The following is a 16770-nucleotide window of genomic DNA, read 5'->3' on the forward strand; positions in this document are numbered from 1 at the left end:
AACCATGCCCCGCGCCCTGCCCCTCGCCCTGCTCGCCGCCGCCCTGGGCGGCTGCGTCAGCGACGCGCCGCAACTGGAGACCGAGCGCAGCTACCAGGTGGAGTGGATCGGCGAACGCCCGCTGATCGACCGCAGCCACCTGACCGTCACCTTCGCCGCCGACGGCCGCGCCCACGGCCATGCCGGCTGCAACCACTGGTTCGCCGGCTATCGGCTGCAGGGCAACGCACTCGCCTTCGAGCGCCCCGGCAGCACCCGCAAGCTGTGCGCCCCCGCGCTGATGGAACAGGAACAACGCTTCCTCGACGCCATCGGCCAGGTGCAGCGCTGGGATTTCAACGCCATCGGCCAGCTGCAGCTGTGGCCGGCCAGCGGCAAGCCGATTCGCCTCTGGGCGCAGTGATCGGGCCGTGCAGGTACTCTGTGGGAGGCGCTTCAGCGGCGATGTCTTTATCGATGATCGCGGCTAAAGCCCCTCCCACAACGGCAACTACGCAAACAACTCCAGCTGCTCCTGCCGCCCGCGCAGATCGTGCAAGCGCACCCCGACCCCGAGCAGGCGCACCGGTTTGTCGCCGCGGGCGAAGGCGTTGCTCAGCAGCTGTCGATAGCTGTCCAGCTCGCGACTGGCGCCGGCCTGCTCCAGGGTGGTCTGGGTGAAGTCGTGGAACTTGACCTTGACGAAGGGTTTGTCCGGTCGGTAGCTGGCATCCAGCCGCTGCAGGCGCCCGTTCATCTCCTCCAGCAGCGCCGGCAGCTTTGCCAGGCAGCTGTCCAGATCGGGCAGATCCTGGTCATAGGTGTGCTCGACACTGAGCGACTGGCGGCGGCTGTCCACCTGCACCGCACGCTCGTCGATGCCGTGGGCCAGGCGCCACAGGCGCTCGCCGAAACTGCCGAACTCGCGCACCAGCGCCAGCTTGTTCCAGTCGCGCAGATCCAGGCAGGTGCGAATCCCCAGGCGCGCCAGCTTGTCCGCGGTGACCTTGCCGACACCGTGCAGCTTGCTCACCGGCAGCGCCGCGACGAAATCCTCGACCTGATCGGGCGTGATGACGAACAGCCCGTTGGGCTTGCGCCAGTCGCTGGCGATCTTGGCCAGGAACTTGTTCGGCGCCACCCCGGCCGACACGGTGATGTGCAGCTCCTGCGCCACCCGTCGGCGAATCTCCTGGGCGATACGGGTGGCGCTGCCGGCGAAATGCGCCGAGTCGCTCACGTCGAGATAGGCCTCGTCCAGCGACAGCGGCTCGATCAGATCGGTGAACTGGCGAAAGATGCCGTGAATCTCCCGCGACACCGCGCGGTACGCCTCGAAGCGCGGCTTGACGATCAAAAGCTCCGGGCACAACTTCAGCGCATGCCGCGACGACATAGCCGAACGCACGCCATAGGCGCGCGCCTCGTAGTTGCAGGTGGCGATCACCCCGCGCCGTTCGGCCGAGCCACCCACCGCCAGCGGCCGATTGGCCAGGCTCGGGTCGTCGCGCATCTCGATGGCGGCGTAGAAGCAGTCGCAGTCCACGTGGATAATCTTGCGCACGACACCCTCGAAAGCCTTGCCCGGCCTGGCCTGGAGCCCTGAAGTCTAACAGCTGTTTAACGCTAAGCACCTGAGTTGAAAACAGTTTTCTTCAAATACACGGTTGACAGCGGCGCAGCCGAGGGTAGAATGCCGACCCACAGACGCGGGATGGAGCAGTCTGGTAGCTCGTCGGGCTCATAACCCGAAGGTCGTAGGTTCAAATCCTGCTCCCGCAACCAAATATCGAAAAGGCCACTCAAGCGAGTGGCCTTTTTGTTTGCGCCTTCAATTGATTCAGTCGATTAAAACGAACAAACCGATTGACAGCATTTAAATCAGGCGTAGAATGGCCGGCGCGGGATGGAGCAGTCTGGTAGCTCGTCGGGCTCATAACCCGAAGGTCGTAGGTTCAAATCCTGCTCCCGCAACCACCTTCAGAAAAAGGCCACTCAAACGAGTGGCCTTTTTCGTTTCCGCTCCTTGACCAGCACTGGTCAAGCGTATGATCCGCCGCTAGAATTGCGCACTTTTTGATCAGCGGCGCCCCCGAGGCGCCCATCGAGGTTAGCCCGCATGTCCACCGCCACACCGAAAGTCGGCTTCGTTTCCCTGGGATGCCCCAAGGCCACGGTCGATAGCGAACGCATCCTGACCCAGCTGCGCATGGAAGGTTACGAGATCGTGCCGACCTACCAGGATGCCGACGTGGTGGTGGTCAACACCTGCGGCTTCATCGACAGCGCCAAGGCCGAATCGCTGGACGCCATCGGCGAGGCCATCGCCGAGAACGGCAAGGTGATCGTCACCGGCTGCATGGGCGTGGCCGAAGACAGCATCCGCGACGTGCACCCCAGCGTGCTGGCGGTGACCGGCCCGCAGCAGTACGAGCAAGTGGTCAACGCCGTGCACGAGGTGATCCCGCCCAAAACCGAGCACAACCCGCTGATCGACCTGGTACCGCCGCAGGGCATCAAGCTCACCCCGCGCCACTACGCCTACCTGAAGATTTCCGAGGGCTGCAACCACAGCTGCAGCTTCTGCATCATCCCCTCGATGCGCGGCAAGCTGGTCAGCCGCCCGGTCGGCGACGTGCTCTCCGAGGCCGAGCGCCTGGTCAAGGCCGGCGTCAAGGAACTGCTGGTGATCAGCCAGGACACCAGCGCCTACGGCGTCGACCTCAAGTACAAGCTGGACTTCTGGAACGGCCAGCCGGTGAAGACGCGCATGCTCGAGCTGTGCGAGGCGCTGTCGGCGATGGGCGTGTGGGTGCGCCTGCACTACGTCTACCCCTACCCCAACGTCGACGACGTGATCCCGCTGATGGCCGCCGGCAAGCTGCTGCCCTACCTGGACATCCCCTTCCAGCACGCCAGCCCGAAAGTGCTCAAGGCCATGAAGCGCCCGGCCTTCGAGGACAAGACCCTGGCGCGGATCAAGAAGTGGCGCGAGATCTGCCCCGAGCTGACCATCCGCTCCACCTTTATCGTCGGCTTCCCCGGCGAGACCGAGGAAGACTTCCAGTACCTGCTGGACTGGCTCAGCGAAGCCCAGCTCGATCGCGTCGGCTGCTTCCAGTACAGCCCGGTCGACGGCGCCCCGGCCAACGACATGGATCTCGAACCTGTGCCGGACGAGATCAAGCAGCAGCGTTGGGAGCGTTTCATGGCCCACCAGCAGGCGATCAGCAGCGCGCGCCTGCAGGCCAAGATCGGCCTGGAGATGGACGTGCTGGTCGACGAAGTGGACGGCGAAGGCGCCGTGGCCCGTTCCTGGGCCGACGCCCCGGAGATCGACGGCAGCGTGTTTATCGACTCCACCGCGGTCAAGCCGGGCGACAAGGTGCGCGTGCGCATCGTCGATGCCGACGAGTACGACATGTGGGGCGAACTGATCTAAGCCTGCGCCGCACCGCCAAGCCCCGCCCCGTGCGGGGCTTGTCATTTCTGCAGGCCTATACTCAACGGCAGGTTCCTCACCGCTTCGCCACCATGCCGATCAAGGTCTATTACGACGGTGCCTGTCCGCGCTGCGTCGCCGACCGCCGCCGCTACGAACGCCTCAGCCAGCAAGCTGCCGGCGAGGTGCAGTGGCTGGATATCGGCGGCCGCGACGAGGAGTTGCGCGCCGCCGGCATCGACCCGCAAGCGGCACTGAGCGAGCTGCACGTGGCGGACGAACAGGGCCGCATCCACCGCGAGCTGGACGCCTATATCCTGCTGCTGCAACGCACTGCGCGCCTGCGCCCGCTGGCCTGGCTGCTGGCCCTGCCCGGCCTGCGCCCGCTGCTGTCATGGCTCTACCGGCGCTGGGTGCTGCGCCGCCTGCGCCGCCAGGGGCGCTGGCCGCCCGCCGGAACCCGCTAGCTAGAGTGGCCTTGGGCAAAGTCAATGGTCGGCGTCGCCATCCTGCCCCTCCAGGAGATTCTCCATGCAACCTCGCATCAGCCTGATCACCCTCGGCGTGGACGACCTCGAGCGCAGCCTGCGCTTCTACCGCGATGGCCTCGGTCTGCCCAGCGCAGGCATAGTCGGCCGCGAGTTCGAGCACGGCGCGGTGGCCTTCTTCGACCTGCAGGCGGGGCTCAGGCTGGCGCTCTGGGCGAAAGCCAGCCTGGCCCACGATAGCGGCCTGGCGCTGACCGCTGGCGCTTCCGGCGCCTTTTGCCTGGCGCACAACCTGGACAGCCGCGCGGCGGTGGATGCGCTGATGACGCAGGCGCAGCTGGCCGGCGCGACCCTTCGCAAGGCGCCGCAGGCCACCTTCTGGGGCGGCCATGCCGGCTACTTCCAGGACCCGGACGGCCACCTCTGGGAGATCACCTACAACCCGCAGTTGCCGGCAGGAGGCGAATAGCGCCCAGTCGCGCCATTGCGGCGCTACAATGGCCGCCCTTTTCCCTGCCGAGCCTCCCGCATGAGCGAGCCCGTCCGCCTGTCCAAACGCGTCATCGAACTGCTGGGCTGCTCGCGGCGCGAGGCCGATCTGTACATCACCGGCGGCTGGGTCAGCGTCGACGGCCAGGTGGTCGAGGCGCCGCAGTTCAAGGTCGAGGGCCAGCGCGTCGAACTGCACCCCGAGGCCAGCCTCGATCCGGTGGCGCCGGTGACCCTGCTGCTGCACTGCGCGGCCGACGCCGACAACGCGCGCATCCAGCAGTCGCTGGCCGCCGTCAGCCACTGGAGCGACGACCCGCACGCGCAGCGCGTGCTGCATGGGCATTTCCTCCGCCAGGAGCAGAGCCTGCCGCTGCAGGTCGGCGCCAGCGGCCTGGTGGTGCTCAGTCAGGACTGGCGCACGCAGCGCAAGCTGCGCGAGGACGGCCACAAGCTGGAACAGGAATACCTGGTCGAGGTCAGCGGCGAGCTGGCGCCGAACGGCCTGGAACGGCTGAAGAAGGGCCTGCTGCACAAGGGCGTGCAGTTCCCGCCGTGCAAGGCCAGCTGGCAGAGCGAGCAGCGCCTGCGCTTCGCCCTGAAGAACCCGCAGCCGCAGCAGCTGCGGCAGATGTGCGCGGCGCTGGGGTTGACGGTGCGGGGCATGAAGCGCATCCGCATCGGCGGCGTGCCCATGGCCAAGCTGCCGCTCGGTCAGTGGCGCTACCTGGGCGAGAAGGAACGCTTCTGACAACCATGCTAGGGTTTGCCTCTCGTCTTGCGGAGACCATCGCCATGCGTACCCTGCTACTGACCGCCCTGCTCGCCCTGAGCGCCGCCAGCCTGGCCGCGCCGGCGCCGTTCTTTCTCTGGCAGAGCAAGGCCGACGGCCACCTGACCTGCGCCCAGGTCAGCCCCGGCGAAGGCTGGGTGCGCTTCGCCGGGCCCTTTCGCGACGCCGGTTGCCGGGTGATCGTCAGCCCATGAGCTACAGCGTGTCGCCGATCGGTTTCGTCCGTTCCTGCTTCAAGGAAAAATTCGCCATCCCCCGCCAGCCGCACCTGGCGCCGGCCGCGCGCGGCGTGCTGGAGCTGCTGCCGCCGTTCGACCAGGGCGACGCGGTGCAGGGGCTGGAGCAGGTCAGCCATGTCTGGCTGCTGTTTCTCTTTCACCGGGCGCTGGAGCAGCAGCCGCGGCTGAAGGTGCGTCCGCCGCGCCTGGGCGGCAACCAGGCGGTGGGCGTGTTCAGCACCCGCGCCACCCACCGGCCCAACGGCATCGGCCAGTCGGTAGTGCGCCTGGAGCGGGTCGAGCCGGGTCGCCTGCACCTGTCCGGCATCGACCTGCTCGACGGCACCCCGGTGCTGGACATCAAGCCCTACGTGCCCTACGCCGACTGCCGGCCCGAGGCGCGCAACGCCATGGCCGACGGTGCGCCGCAGCTGATCCCGGTGGCCTGGCAGGCCGAGGCGCTGCAGCAGGCCCGCGCGCACGCCCTGCGCCTGGGCGAACCGCTGGTGGAATTGATCGAACAGTGCCTGGCGCAGGACCCGCGCCCGGCCTACCAGCGACCCGAGCCCGAGCGCCGCTACGGCGCGCGCCTGTGGGACCTGGACGTGCACTGGCACTACCCCGAGCCGGGGCGCATCCGCGTGCTGGACCTGCAGCGCGTGGCGCAGTAGCGCCACAGGGCGCGCCGCCGGCAGGGGCTGCCGGCGACGCGAGGCTCAATCGAGGTTGATCGAACCGATCTTGTGCACCGACAGATCGGCGCCGTTGTATTCCTCTTCCTGGCTCAGGCGAATGCCCAGCAGCGCCTTGAGCACCCCGTAGACCAAAAAGCCGCCGAGCAGCGCCACCAGCACGCCGAGCGCGGTGCCGATCAGCTGGCTGGCCAGGCTGACGCCGCCCAGGCCGCCGAAGGCCTCCAGGCCGAAGATGCCGCAGGCGATGCCGCCCCACACGCCGCACAGGCCGTGCAGCGGCCAGACGCCGAGCACGTCGTCGATCTTCCATTTCACCTGGGTCGCGGTGAAGGCCCAGACGAACAGCGCGCCGGCGATGGCGCCGGTGACCAGGGCGCCGACCGGGTGCATCAGGTCGGAGCCGGCGCAGATCGCCACCAGACCGGCCAGCGGGCCGTTGTGCAGGAAGCCCGGGTCGTTGCGCCCGACCAGCAGCGCGGCGACGGTGCCGCCGACCATCGCCATCAGCGAGTTGACCGCCACCAGGCCGCTGACGCCGTCGAGGGTCTGCGCGCTCATCACGTTGAAGCCGAACCAGCCGATGATCAGGATCCACGAGCCGAGGGCGAGGAAGGGAATGTTCGACGGCGCCATGGCCACCAGCTTGCCGTCGCGATAGCGGCCGTTGCGCCGCCCCAGCAGCAGCACCGCGCCGAACGCCAACCAACCGCCCATGGCGTGCACCACCACCGAGCCGGCGAAGTCGTGGAAGCCGGCGCCGAAGCGTGCCTCCAGCCAGGCCTGCAGGCCATGGTTGCCGTTCCAGATCATGCCCTCGAAGAAGGGGTAGACGAAGGCCACGATCAGCGCCGTGGCGCACAGCTGCGGGCCGAACTTGGCGCGCTCGGCGATGCCGCCGGAGATGATCGCCGGGATGGCCGCGGCGAAGGTCAGCAGGAAGAAGAACTTCACCAGGCCGTAGCCGTGGTTCTCGGTCAGCACCGCCGCCGGCTCGAGGAAGGTCACCCCGTAGGCGATCCAGTAACCGATGAAGAAATAGGCCAGGGCCGAGATGGCGAAGTCCGAGAGGATCTTCGACAGCGCGTTGACCTGGTTCTTCTGCCGCACCGTGCCCACTTCGAGGAAGGCGAAACCGGCGTGCATGGCCAACACCATGATCGCGCCGAGCAGGATGAACAGGGTATTGGAGCCGTGGATCAGGGTTTCCACGGCGCTGTTGATGTTTTCCATCTGCGAAGAAAACTCCGGCGTTGGGGAAAAAGCACCAAAGAAAGGCATCGACCGGTCGGCGAGCACCACAATGCAGCCACCCGCACAGCCATGCCCACAAAAAGCGCCAGGCCAGGGCCCCAAAATGGCGCCGCTCAAACCTGGTTCCTTGGTACTAATTTCTTATTAATTAATAACTTAGGCTTGCGATCGGCCTTCCTGACCCAGACCGGAAAAAGCCCCAACACGGGGCATTTCCGAGACTTCGCGCACCAGCACAATGCAAGCGCTATACCAGCCTGGCCCCCGGCCATTTCCCGACTACCCTTGCGGAACCCTGAAGCCGCGACGCACTCGTAACCCTTACATGCCCAACGCAGAGGACGCGCTCCATGCCCCGTAAGAACGCCACCCCGAGCAGCCAGGACGCCCTGCTGGAAGAATTCCAGGCCCTGGTCAGCGACACCGAAAAACTCCTGCAGCACTCCGCCAGCCTCGCCGGCGAACAGGCCGAAGCGCTGCGCGACGACATCCGCAACAGCCTCGGCCGCGCCCGCGAGACCCTGCACCGCGCCGAAGCCGGCCTGCGCGAACAGGGCAAGATCGCCGTGGACGCCACCGAGGACTACGTGCACAAGCACCCCTGGCGCGCACTCGGCCTGGCGGCTGCGGTGGGCCTGCTGTTCGGCCTACTGCTCGGCCGCCGCTGAGCGCACGCCATGACCAGCGGCCCCTCCCCCCGCCGCCTCGGCGCGGCCCTGCTCGGCCTGCTGCAGGGCCATCTGGCGCTGCTCGGCCATGAGCTGGAAGACCAGCGCAACCAGGCCCTGCGCGCCCTGCTGCTGGGCGGCCTATGCCTGGGCTTCGCCCTGCTGCTGCTGATCGGCCTGTCGGCGCTGCTGCTGATCCTCTACTGGGACAGCCACCGCCTGGCGGTGGCCGTCGGCCTGTGCCTGTTCTATGCCGCCGGCCTGCTGGCCAGCGGCGCCTGGCTGGCGCTCAGCCTGCAGCGCGCCGAGCCGCCCTTCGCCGCCAGCCTGGAAGAACTGCAACGCGACCGCGAGCAACTGCTGCCATGAGCCTGCCTACCCTCCCCAACGGCGCTTCGCGCCGGCAGCTGCGCAAGGCGGTGCTGCGCATGCGCCTGGAAATGCACCGCCAGGAGCTGCGCCACGAAGCGCTGCAGCTCAGCCAGCCGCTGCGCCAGGCGCGCGACTACGGCCTGCGCCTGCGCCAGGGCAGCGCACCATTTTGGCTCGCCGGCGGCGCCCTAGCCCTGGCCGGCCTGCTCGGCGGCAAGCGCGGCTGGCGCCGCTGGCTGCGCCTGGCGCTGATCGTCGCCCCGCTGCTGCGGCGCCGCCGCCCGGCCGCCGAGGCCTGAACGCCGCTGGTCTAGACCTGGGCTGGCCGCGATCTTGCTAGACCGAGCGATCCGCCCGCCTCGGTGGCGGCCCAATGCTCGCAGCTAAGGACACCCAGGTGATCGACGGACAGCCCTTCGCCGTCTTCCAGCCCTTTATCGACACCGCCACCGGCCGCATCGCCGGGGTCGAGGCGCTCGCCCGGCTGCGCGACGCCAACGGCCAGGCGCATTCCGCCGGGCCGCTGTTCGCCGACCCGAAGACCCCGCCGGCGGCGCTGCGCCGCCTCGATCGCCAGGTGCGCGAGGAGGCCCTGGCGCGCTTTCACCAGGCGCCTGCGGACTGGTTTCTCAGCCTCAATATCTCGCCGCGCTGGATCAGCCGCCTGCGTCCGGCGCAGCCGCTGCCCAGCCTGCTGCAACTGCAGCGCAGCGGCCTCGAGCCTTCGCGCATCGTCTTCGAGATCACCGAACTGGGCGGCGCCAGCCAGCGCTTGCCGGACGTGGTGGCGCGCTACCGCGAGGCCGGCGCGCGCATCGCCATCGACGACTTCGGCGCCGGCTACTCGCAGCTCGACCGGGTGCTGGCGCTGCAACCGGACATCCTCAAGCTGGACATGCGCCTGTTCCAGGCCGCCGCCCGCGGCGGCCCCAGCGGCGAGGTGGTCAAGGCGCTGGCACAGATGGCGGAAAAGACCGGCTGCTGGATCATCGCCGAGGGCGTGGAAACCGAAGCGGAACTGAACTTCGCCCTGGAATGCGGCGCCCGCTACGTCCAGGGTTTCCTGTTCGCCAAGCCGGCCCGCGCGCTGTTCGCCAGCGACGCCTTCGCCGGCCGCTTCGCCCGCCTGCGCGACAGCTACGTGCAGCACAAGCTGGCCGAGCGCGCGCGGCTGGTGAGCCTGCGCCAGCAACTGGCGGAGCTGATGCACGAGCTGCGTCTGTGGGCCGAGAGCGGCGCGCCGGCCGCCCGCCTGCGCGCGCCGAAGCACTACCCCTGGCTGCTGCGCATCTACCAGTGCGACCGCCACGGCACCCAGCTCACCCCCAACCTGGAATGGCGCCAGCAGGCCTGGCGCAGCGACGACCGCTACCTGGGCCACAACTGGTCGTGGCGCCCCTACTTCTACCAGTTGCTCGCCGAAGGCTGGGAGGAGCGCCGCCTGACCCTGTCCAGCACCTACCGCGACGCCACCAGCAACCAGTACTGCCTGACCGCCGGGCAGTTCATCGACCACGGCCGCCGCTTGCTGCTGGTGGATATCGACGCCGCCGGCCTCTGAGTGCGCGACTAGGCTTAGGGCTAGGCGATGCGGTTTCTGTCGGTGCATGCATGCCGCCGCGAAATTCGCGGATAAATCCGCGCCTACAGGGTCCGCCGCGCCGAACGCCTGCATATCAACCGTCGAGGCTGCGTTTATGCCCGGGTTCCCCCTGCGCCTGCTCGCCCCGCTGCTGCTCAGCGCCGCCGCGCTGGCCGACGCGCCGACCTACCACGCCGACATCGCCCCGCTGCTGGCCAGCCGCTGCCTGGCCTGCCACAGCGGCGCCCAGGCGCCCTTGGGCCTGCGCCTGGACAGTCTGGAGCAACTGCTGCGCGGCAGCCAGCGCGGCCCGGTGGTGCACCCCGGCGATGCCGCCGGTAGCGAGCTGCTGCGTCGCCTGACCGGCAGCAGCCAGCCGCGTATGCCGCTGACCGGCCCACCCTTTCTCGCTGCCGCCGAGATCGCCCTGGTGGAACGCTGGATCAACGCCGGGCTGCCGCCGGGCGACGCGCGCGCAGCCGAGCCTGCCATCCCGAGCCCACGACCCGGCGAGGCCGTCGACTACCGCCACGTCGAGGCCATCCTGCTGCGTCGCTGCGCCACTTGCCACTCCCCCAACGGCCTGATGGGCGCCGCCCCCGAGGGTTATCAGCTGTCGAGCTACGCGGCGACTCTGGCCAGCGGCGAGCGCGCCCGGGTGGTGCCCGGCAACCCCGCGGCCAGCGAGCTGGTGCGGCGCATTCGCGGCCAGGCGCGGCCGCGCATGCCCTACGACGGCCCGCCCTATCTCACGGACGCGGAAGTCGACCTGATCGTGGCCTGGATCGAGCAAGGCGCGCGCGACGCCGCCGGGCGCCCGGCGCCGCTGCCGGTGGGCGCCAAGCTGCGCCTGCACGGCCGCCTGGATGAGGCCGGCAAGCTGGATGGCCTGGCGCTGTTGATCGACGCACGCACACGCCTGGACGATGCACCACGTCCCGGCGCCTACGTGCAGGTGCGCGGCCGCCTCGACGCCGGCGGCCGCGTGCGGGTGGAACGCCTACGCCTGCGCTAGCTGCTCGGCCGACGGCTGCGGCTCGTTGTAGGCGGTATGCACCATCTTGCTGTCGACGTGATTGATGGTGGCGATGATCTGCTCGGCGCCGGTCTGCGCCGGCGCCATGGTCCAGCGATCCAGCGCGTCGTTGCCGATGCGCAGCATGCCGGTATGGGTCAGATCATTGAGGTCCACCACCGGATCGACGTCGTAGAAGCCCAGGGCGCGGCGCAGCTGCTCGATATCGGCGCGGGTGCCGGTGAGGAACTGCCAGCCCGGGCCGATATGGTGGCGCTCGACGTACTCGCGCAGGCGCTCGGGGCTGTCCAGCTCCGGCTGCAGCGTCAGCGAGTACAGGTGCACGTCGCGCCCGACCCGCTCGCCGAGCATCTTCTGCACCAGGCGCAAGTTGGCGGTGGTGGCCGGGCAACTGTTGGTGCACTGGGCGTACATCATGTTGATCGCCACCACCTTGCCGCGCACCAGGTCGTCGTAGAAGCGCACCTGACGCCCCTCGTGGGTCAGCAGCGGGACGTTGGGAAAGCGCGTGCCGCCCACCCCGGCCAGCGGCGCAGCCGGCTGCTGCAGGCTGCTGCCCGAGCGCCAGGCGGCCCAGCCGAACGCGGCGACGCCCAGCCCTGCCAGTACCTTTCTTCGCGTGTTCATGGCAAACCTCCGGCTGGCTCAGACGATGTCCCAACGCAGCATCATGGCGTGGTCTTCGTGGATCAGGTTATGGCAATGCATCACGTACTTGCCCTTGTAGTCGCGGAAGCGCATCAGCACGCGAGTGGTGGCAAAGCCCTCGATGACGAAGACGTCCTTGCGCCCGCGCTCGTGGACCGGCACCGTCACGTTGCGCCCATCGATCGACTTGCTGAGGATGCGCCCCTCCTCGAAGTGGATATGGATGGGGTGATCCCAGCCGTCGTCGATGCTGGTCAGCTCCCAGATCTCCATGGCGCCCATGGGAATCACCGCGCGCGGCACGTTGACGTCGATGAACTGGCCGTTGATCGCCCACATGTTCTGCCTGCGCTCGAAGACGAACCTGCGCACCGGCAGCGCCGCCAGTTGGGCAGTGCTCGGCAGCGGCGGCAACGGCCGCAGGGTGCTGGGCACCCGGCTCAGATCCTGCTCCGGCGGCTCGCGATCGACCACGAACTTCAGCACCCGATCGCCCGGTGCCTTGACCTGATAGGGCCGACGGGTGTCCTCCGGACGGTGGGTCAGGCGGTTGACCAGGTACAGCTCGGTGCCCACCGGGTAGCGAGAGAAATCCACCACGATATCGGCCCGCTCGGCCACGCCCAGGCGCACGTTGGTCTGGTTGAGCAGCGGCTTGTCCAGCAGGTTGCCGTCGTTGGCGATATAGGTGAAGGGCTGGATCACGTTGTTCGGCCGCACCAGGTAGAACTGGTAGAAGCGGCTCGGGCCGCCGTTGAGCAGACGCAGGCGGTACTTGCGCCGGGCCACCCGCAGCACCGGCTCGATCTTGCCGTTGACCACCACCTTGTCGCCGAGCACGCCCTCGGGGCTGACCTGGTCGTAGTAGAGCATGCCGTTGGGGTCGAAACGGCGGTCGCCGAAGGCCAGCGGGTAGTCGTAGGGGTGGCTGGGCAGGCGCAGGGCACTGGGGCTCGGGTCCTTCTCGTCGCCCGAGTCGAGATGGTCGAACAGCAGGAAGAAGCCGACCAACCCGCGGACGATATTGGGCGCGGTGAAGTCCAGCGTATGGTCGTGGTAGAACAGCGTGCCCAGCGCCTCGCGGTAGTCGCCGATGCCGTTCTGCAGCTCGTCGTAGCCGGCGTAGATATTGGAGTAGAGGTGATCCTTGAAGCCCCCCGGCGCGGTCAGGGTCGGGCCGGCCTTGGTGGCGCTGTAGTAGTCGCCGGGAAAGCCGTCGCTCTCCGAGCCGACGTGGGCGTTGTGCAGGTGGGTGCTGATCTCCGGCGTGCCGAAGCCGGTGTGGTTGGCCGGCAGGTCGTTGTAGATGCGGCAGATCATCGGCTGGCCATAGTGCGAGTGCACTACCGGAGCGAGCACGGCGAGATCGGGCTGCGGGGCCTGGTAGGTCCACACCGGCTGCGGCGGGTAGGCCGGGTTGAACACCCAGCCCTCGCGCTGCGCGACGTGCAGCTCGTAGTGCTCGGCCTGCGGGCCGAACTGGGCCCAACGCTGGTGCGCCGGGCGCCCGGCCTCGCCGGCGGCGGTGTTGGCCAGCTCGGTGGGCGGCGGATTGAGCGTACTGCCGTACAGCAGCGGCGGCGCATCGGGCAGGAACTCCTGCCAGGGAATGGTGGCCGGGCTGGGCGGCACCACCGCCTCGCTGCGACTGGGCGCCAGAATCAGCGGCGCCGCGGCCAGCGCCGCGCTGCCCTGAAGAAAGCCGCGCCGCGACAACTGGCCTGGCGGCGCCATAGGCGGATCGGCGGGCGTGGCGACCTCTTGCGCCTCGTCCGGCCCCTGACTCGGTAATACCGGTTTCATGCTGCATCTCCCCGGCGTGCGCCACTGCGCGCAGGCGTACGATCCCACCTGCGGGCGCAACGAGCGCGCGCCGCCAGAAAATTGGGTCGACTCGACTTGGCATCCGGGCCGCAATGACTCTCAGCGACCGCACCAGCCGATGGGCAGGTGCGCCGGAGCGAGTCGACTCGGCTCCGGCAGGGTCGGTGCGCAGGCAATCAGCGGATAAAGGGCGGGGCATGCAACAGGCGCCAGAAGCGCCTGAGCCCGGCGGGGTGCATGGTACGGCACGTCGAATAGCTGTCCATGGCGTTCTCCCTAGCGGCAAAGCTCTCAATCACGACGACCAGCGCCCTCTCCTTCGCCGGCCACCGTCAAATAACCAACAACTACAGCCCTAACTTAAGTCCAATACCAGCAACGAGTCAAATAATCGTCACAACTCAGAATCCAAGCGCATAGAAACAATAAACATATGTAAAGAAAGTAAATTTTCTGACGTAAAGGCCTGCAGCCCGCGCCGCGCCTGGGCTGCAGCGCCTTATGCAACTGGCCAAAGGCCATCCGCCGCGCAAAACCGCGAATCGCCCTCGACTCGCCCGCGCCCGGCTTGCGCCGCGCCGCGCGAACGCCGAAGCTAGGGCTCTGTTCATCTCCGGCGAGGATCGGCCTTGGATTGGCACACCCTGCTCACCCGCGAACGTCTCGGCAAACCCGCTCCCAGCTCCGCGGAACTGGGCCGCAGCCCCTTCCACAAGGATCACGACCGCATCATCTTCTCCGGCGCCTTCCGCCGCCTGGGGCGCAAGACCCAGGTGCACCCGGTGAGCAGCAACGACCATATCCACACGCGCCTGACCCACTCGCTGGAAGTCAGCTGCGTCGGCCGCTCGCTGGCCATGCGCGTCGGCGAGATGCTGCGCGACGAGCTGCCCGACTGGTGCGCGCCGAGCGACCTGGGCATGGTCGTGCAGTCGGCCTGCCTGGCCCACGACATCGGCAACCCGCCGTTCGGCCACTCCGGCGAGGATGCCATCCGCCACTGGTTCCAGCAGGCCGCCGGGCGCGGCTGGCTGGACGCGATGAGCGAGGCCGAGCGCGCCGACTTTCTCAGTTTCGAGGGCAACGCCCAGGGCTTTCGCGTGCTCACCCAGCTGGAGTACCACCAGTTCGACGGCGGCACCCGGCTGACCTACGCCACCCTCGGCAGCTACCTCAAGTACCCCTGGACCGCGCGCCACGCCGAGGCCCAGGGCTACAAGAAGCACAAGTTCGGCTGCTACCAGAGCGAGCTGGCGCTGCTCGAGCAGATCGCCGCCAAGCTCGAGCTGCCGCAGCTGGAGGCGCAGCGCTGGGCGCGCCACCCGCTGGTGTACCTGATGGAGGCGGCCGACGACATCTGCTACGGCCTGATCGACCTGGAAGACGGCCTGGAGATGGAGTTGCTTGAGTACAGCGAAGTTGAAGCACTGTTGCTCGACTTGGTTGGCGACGATATTCCGGAAACCTACCGCCAGCTGGGACCGCTGGATTCGCGCCGGCGCAGGCTGGCGATCCTGCGCGGCAAGGCCATCGAGCACCTGACCAACGCCGCCGCCGGGGCCTTCGTCGAGCAGCAGCGCGACCTGCTCGCCGGCCGCCTGCAGGGCGACCTGGTGGAACACATGCACGGTGCGGCCAAGCACTGCGTACAAAGCGCCAAATCCTTGGCGCGGGAAAAGATCTTCCACGACAAGCGCAAGACCCTGCACGAGATCGGCGCCTACACCACCCTGGAAATCCTCCTCAACGCCTTCTGCGGCGCCGCCCTGGAGCAGCACGGCGGGCGCGCGCCGTCGTTCAAGCACCGGCGCATCCTCGACCTGCTCGGGCACAACGCCCCCGACCCGAGCTGGCCGCTGTACCGCTCCTTTATGCGGGTGATCGACTTTATCGCCGGCATGACCGACAGCTACGCTACGGAAATGGCGAGGGAGATGACCGGGCGCTCCAGCCCGGTGTAGCGAACTATGAAGAACCTGATCCGCAGCAGTTTCACCTGGCATGCCGGCCCGCCGGCCTGGGGCCCGGCGCTGGTCGCCGGGTTCGGCTGCGCCCTGCCCCTGCTGCTCGGCCTGTTCACCGCCCACAGCGGCTTTCTCTGGGCCTCGGCCGGCGCCTTCCAGGCCGCCCAGGCCAACCCGTTGCACCGCTTCGGCATGCTGCGCATGCTGCTGCTCACCGGCCTCGGCGCCTGCAGCGCGGGCCTGGGTTTCTGGGCCGCCAGCCATCCGCTGGTCAGCCTCGGTATTTTCGCCGCCTTCGGCCTGCTGCTGGCCTGGCTGCAGCGCTTCGGCAGCGAGGCCGGCAAGCTGGGCATCGGCCTGGCCATCTGCCTGTGCCTGGGCCAGGGCCAGTTCGGCCTCGGCAATCTGCACAACCCCTACGCGGTGGCCATGCTGTTCATCCTCGGCGGGCTCTGGGTGATGCTCCTGGCCTTCGGCCTGCGCGGCCTGCACGGGCTGCGCATGTGGCCGTACATGCCGCGCTTCATCAGTATCCTCAAGGTGCTCAAGCGCCACGCCCAGCGCCTGCCGCGCCAGCAGTGGCGCCTGCATGCGCTGGCCTGCGTGCTGGCGTTCGCCACCTCCGGGCTGATCGTCAACCTGGCCGGGCTGTCGCGCGGCTACTGGCTGACCCTGACGGTGATCACCACCCTGCAGCTGGAGTTCCAGGGCAGCCTGGTGCGCGCGCTGCAGGCCAGCCTGGCCAGCCTGGCCGCCGCCGGCCTGCTGATCGCCTTCGGCCACAGCCTGCAGAACCCGCCGCTGATGGTGATGACACTGCTGCCGCTGGTGATCCTCAGCCGCGCCCTGCAGGCCAACCACTACGGCCTGTTCGTGCTGCAGACCAGCCTGTGCTTCGTGCTGCTGGCCGAGAGCCTGGCGCAGGACTGGCACCTGGCCGAGGTGCGCCTGCTCAACGCGCTGATCGGCGTCGCCCTGGCCCTGACCGTGGCCCTGCTGGTGCACGGCCTGCGCCTGCAACTGAGCAAGCCGCACAAGCTGCAACGACAGCAGCAATCGCCGTAGGGTGGACATGCCGAAGGCTTGTCCACCGCTGCGATGCGTCCGGCATCATGGTCAATGGTGGACAAGGCTACGCCATGTCCACCCTACATATTGAAGCGGCCAGGCGGCGAACCCTTGCAGTCGCGCAGCAGCGCCGTCTCAACCCGCGCATTCGCGGATAAATCCGCTCCTACAAAAGCAGTGGTTCAGCATACAAGGGGCGTGGTGCGCACAGCGCACCCTACGCTGCGGCCTAGACAGCCAACGGCCAAGCAGG

General features: G+C 68.2%; 18 protein-coding genes and 2 tRNA genes. 16 read left to right on the forward strand and 4 right to left on the reverse strand.

The genetic code is table 11. The features are described 5' to 3' along the window. Positions 1 to 4 precede the first annotated feature (4 nt). On the forward strand, positions 5 to 403 hold the full coding sequence (locus ACIGKL_RS22285; RefSeq protein ID WP_397488609.1) for an META domain-containing protein: 399 nt from the start codon (positions 5 to 7) through the stop codon (positions 401 to 403). 87 nt (positions 404 to 490) lie between these two features. Here the strand turns inward: ACIGKL_RS22285 and dinB are convergent, their stop codons facing one another. Then, the gene (gene dinB, locus ACIGKL_RS22290; RefSeq protein WP_397488610.1) at positions 491 to 1543 is read right to left on the reverse strand and encodes a DNA polymerase IV; all 1053 of its coding nucleotides are present in this window, start codon (positions 1541 to 1543) and stop codon (positions 491 to 493) included. A gap of 144 nt (positions 1544 to 1687) precedes the next feature. On the opposite strand from dinB, the gene ACIGKL_RS22295 reads away from it, so the two are divergent. The 8 genes from ACIGKL_RS22295 to tsaA all read left to right on the forward strand — a co-directional run bounded on the left by ACIGKL_RS22295 (position 1688) and on the right by tsaA (position 6080). Further along, positions 1688 to 1764, forward strand: a tRNA-Met gene (locus ACIGKL_RS22295). 115 nt (positions 1765 to 1879) lie between these two features. Further along, positions 1880 to 1956, forward strand: a tRNA-Met gene (locus ACIGKL_RS22300). Positions 1957 to 2098: 142 nt separating this feature from the next. Then, positions 2099 to 3421, forward strand: coding sequence for a 30S ribosomal protein S12 methylthiotransferase RimO (rimO, locus tag ACIGKL_RS22305; protein ID WP_021446054.1), 1323 nt, complete (start codon positions 2099 to 2101; stop codon positions 3419 to 3421). 38 nt (positions 3422 to 3459) lie between these two features. Continuing rightward, the gene (locus ACIGKL_RS22310) at positions 3460 to 3888 is read left to right on the forward strand and encodes a thiol-disulfide oxidoreductase DCC family protein (protein WP_397488611.1); all 429 of its coding nucleotides are present in this window, start codon (positions 3460 to 3462) and stop codon (positions 3886 to 3888) included. Positions 3889 to 3952: 64 nt separating this feature from the next. Next, the gene (locus ACIGKL_RS22315; protein WP_397488612.1) at positions 3953 to 4378 is read left to right on the forward strand and encodes a VOC family protein; all 426 of its coding nucleotides are present in this window, start codon (positions 3953 to 3955) and stop codon (positions 4376 to 4378) included. A 60-nt stretch (positions 4379 to 4438) separates the two neighbouring features. Further along, on the forward strand, positions 4439 to 5149 hold the full coding sequence (locus ACIGKL_RS22320) for an rRNA pseudouridine synthase (RefSeq protein ID WP_397488613.1): 711 nt from the start codon (positions 4439 to 4441) through the stop codon (positions 5147 to 5149). 44 nt (positions 5150 to 5193) lie between these two features. Next, complete coding sequence (locus ACIGKL_RS22325) at positions 5194 to 5385, forward strand: hypothetical protein (protein WP_397488614.1); 192 nt, start codon at positions 5194 to 5196, stop codon at positions 5383 to 5385. After that, positions 5382 to 6080 carry a tRNA (N6-threonylcarbamoyladenosine(37)-N6)-methyltransferase TrmO gene (gene tsaA, locus ACIGKL_RS22330; RefSeq protein ID WP_397488615.1) on the forward strand — a complete coding sequence of 233 codons (699 nt, stop codon included), beginning with the start codon at positions 5382 to 5384 and terminating at the stop codon, positions 6078 to 6080. Before ACIGKL_RS22325 ends, tsaA begins: the two co-directional genes overlap by 4 nt. Positions 6081 to 6125: 45 nt before the next feature. Here tsaA and ACIGKL_RS22335 read toward each other — a convergent pair whose 3' ends face one another. After that, positions 6126 to 7334 carry an ammonium transporter gene (locus ACIGKL_RS22335; RefSeq protein WP_397488616.1) on the reverse strand — a complete coding sequence of 403 codons (1209 nt, stop codon included), beginning with the start codon at positions 7332 to 7334 and terminating at the stop codon, positions 6126 to 6128. Positions 7335 to 7705: 371 nt separating this feature from the next. On the opposite strand from ACIGKL_RS22335, the gene ACIGKL_RS22340 reads away from it, so the two are divergent. The 5 genes from ACIGKL_RS22340 to ACIGKL_RS22360 all read left to right on the forward strand — a co-directional run bounded on the left by ACIGKL_RS22340 (position 7706) and on the right by ACIGKL_RS22360 (position 10992). Further along, positions 7706 to 8023, forward strand: coding sequence for a YqjD family protein (locus ACIGKL_RS22340; protein WP_397488617.1), 318 nt, complete (start codon positions 7706 to 7708; stop codon positions 8021 to 8023). A 9-nt stretch (positions 8024 to 8032) separates the two neighbouring features. Next, positions 8033 to 8392, forward strand: coding sequence for a phage holin family protein (locus ACIGKL_RS22345; RefSeq protein ID WP_397488618.1), 360 nt, complete (start codon positions 8033 to 8035; stop codon positions 8390 to 8392). Then, positions 8389 to 8694 (forward strand): hypothetical protein, encoded by a 306-nt coding sequence (locus ACIGKL_RS22350; RefSeq protein WP_397488619.1) that lies wholly within the window; start codon positions 8389 to 8391, stop codon positions 8692 to 8694. The genes ACIGKL_RS22345 and ACIGKL_RS22350 overlap by 4 nt, the downstream gene beginning before the upstream one ends. A gap of 98 nt (positions 8695 to 8792) precedes the next feature. After that, positions 8793 to 9956, forward strand: a complete 1164-nt coding sequence (locus tag ACIGKL_RS22355) for an EAL domain-containing protein (RefSeq protein ID WP_397488685.1) — start codon at positions 8793 to 8795, stop codon at positions 9954 to 9956. A gap of 136 nt (positions 9957 to 10092) precedes the next feature. Beyond that, positions 10093 to 10992, forward strand: coding sequence for a c-type cytochrome domain-containing protein (locus ACIGKL_RS22360; RefSeq protein WP_397488620.1), 900 nt, complete (start codon positions 10093 to 10095; stop codon positions 10990 to 10992). Here the strand turns inward: ACIGKL_RS22360 and ACIGKL_RS22365 are convergent. Then, entirely contained in the window at positions 10978 to 11640 is a 663-nt protein-coding gene (locus ACIGKL_RS22365; protein WP_397488621.1) for an SCO family protein, read from the reverse strand. The genes ACIGKL_RS22360 and ACIGKL_RS22365 overlap by 15 nt on opposite strands. 18 nt (positions 11641 to 11658) lie before the next feature. After that, a complete protein-coding gene (locus ACIGKL_RS22370) occupies positions 11659 to 13464 on the reverse strand; it encodes a multicopper oxidase family protein (protein WP_397488622.1) in 1806 nt (601 codons plus the stop codon). A 650-nt stretch (positions 13465 to 14114) separates the two neighbouring features. On the opposite strand from ACIGKL_RS22370, the gene ACIGKL_RS22375 reads away from it, so the two are divergent. Then, a complete protein-coding gene (locus tag ACIGKL_RS22375) occupies positions 14115 to 15446 on the forward strand; it encodes a deoxyguanosinetriphosphate triphosphohydrolase (protein WP_397488623.1) in 1332 nt (443 codons plus the stop codon). A gap of 6 nt (positions 15447 to 15452) precedes the next feature. Continuing rightward, on the forward strand, positions 15453 to 16514 hold the full coding sequence (locus ACIGKL_RS22380; RefSeq protein WP_397488624.1) for an FUSC family protein: 1062 nt from the start codon (positions 15453 to 15455) through the stop codon (positions 16512 to 16514). The last annotated feature ends 256 nt before the right edge of the window (positions 16515 to 16770 follow it).

Source organism: Pseudomonas sp. NPDC077186, assembly GCF_044543505.1.
In the GTDB taxonomy this organism is placed as follows: domain Bacteria; phylum Pseudomonadota; class Gammaproteobacteria; order Pseudomonadales; family Pseudomonadaceae; genus Aquipseudomonas.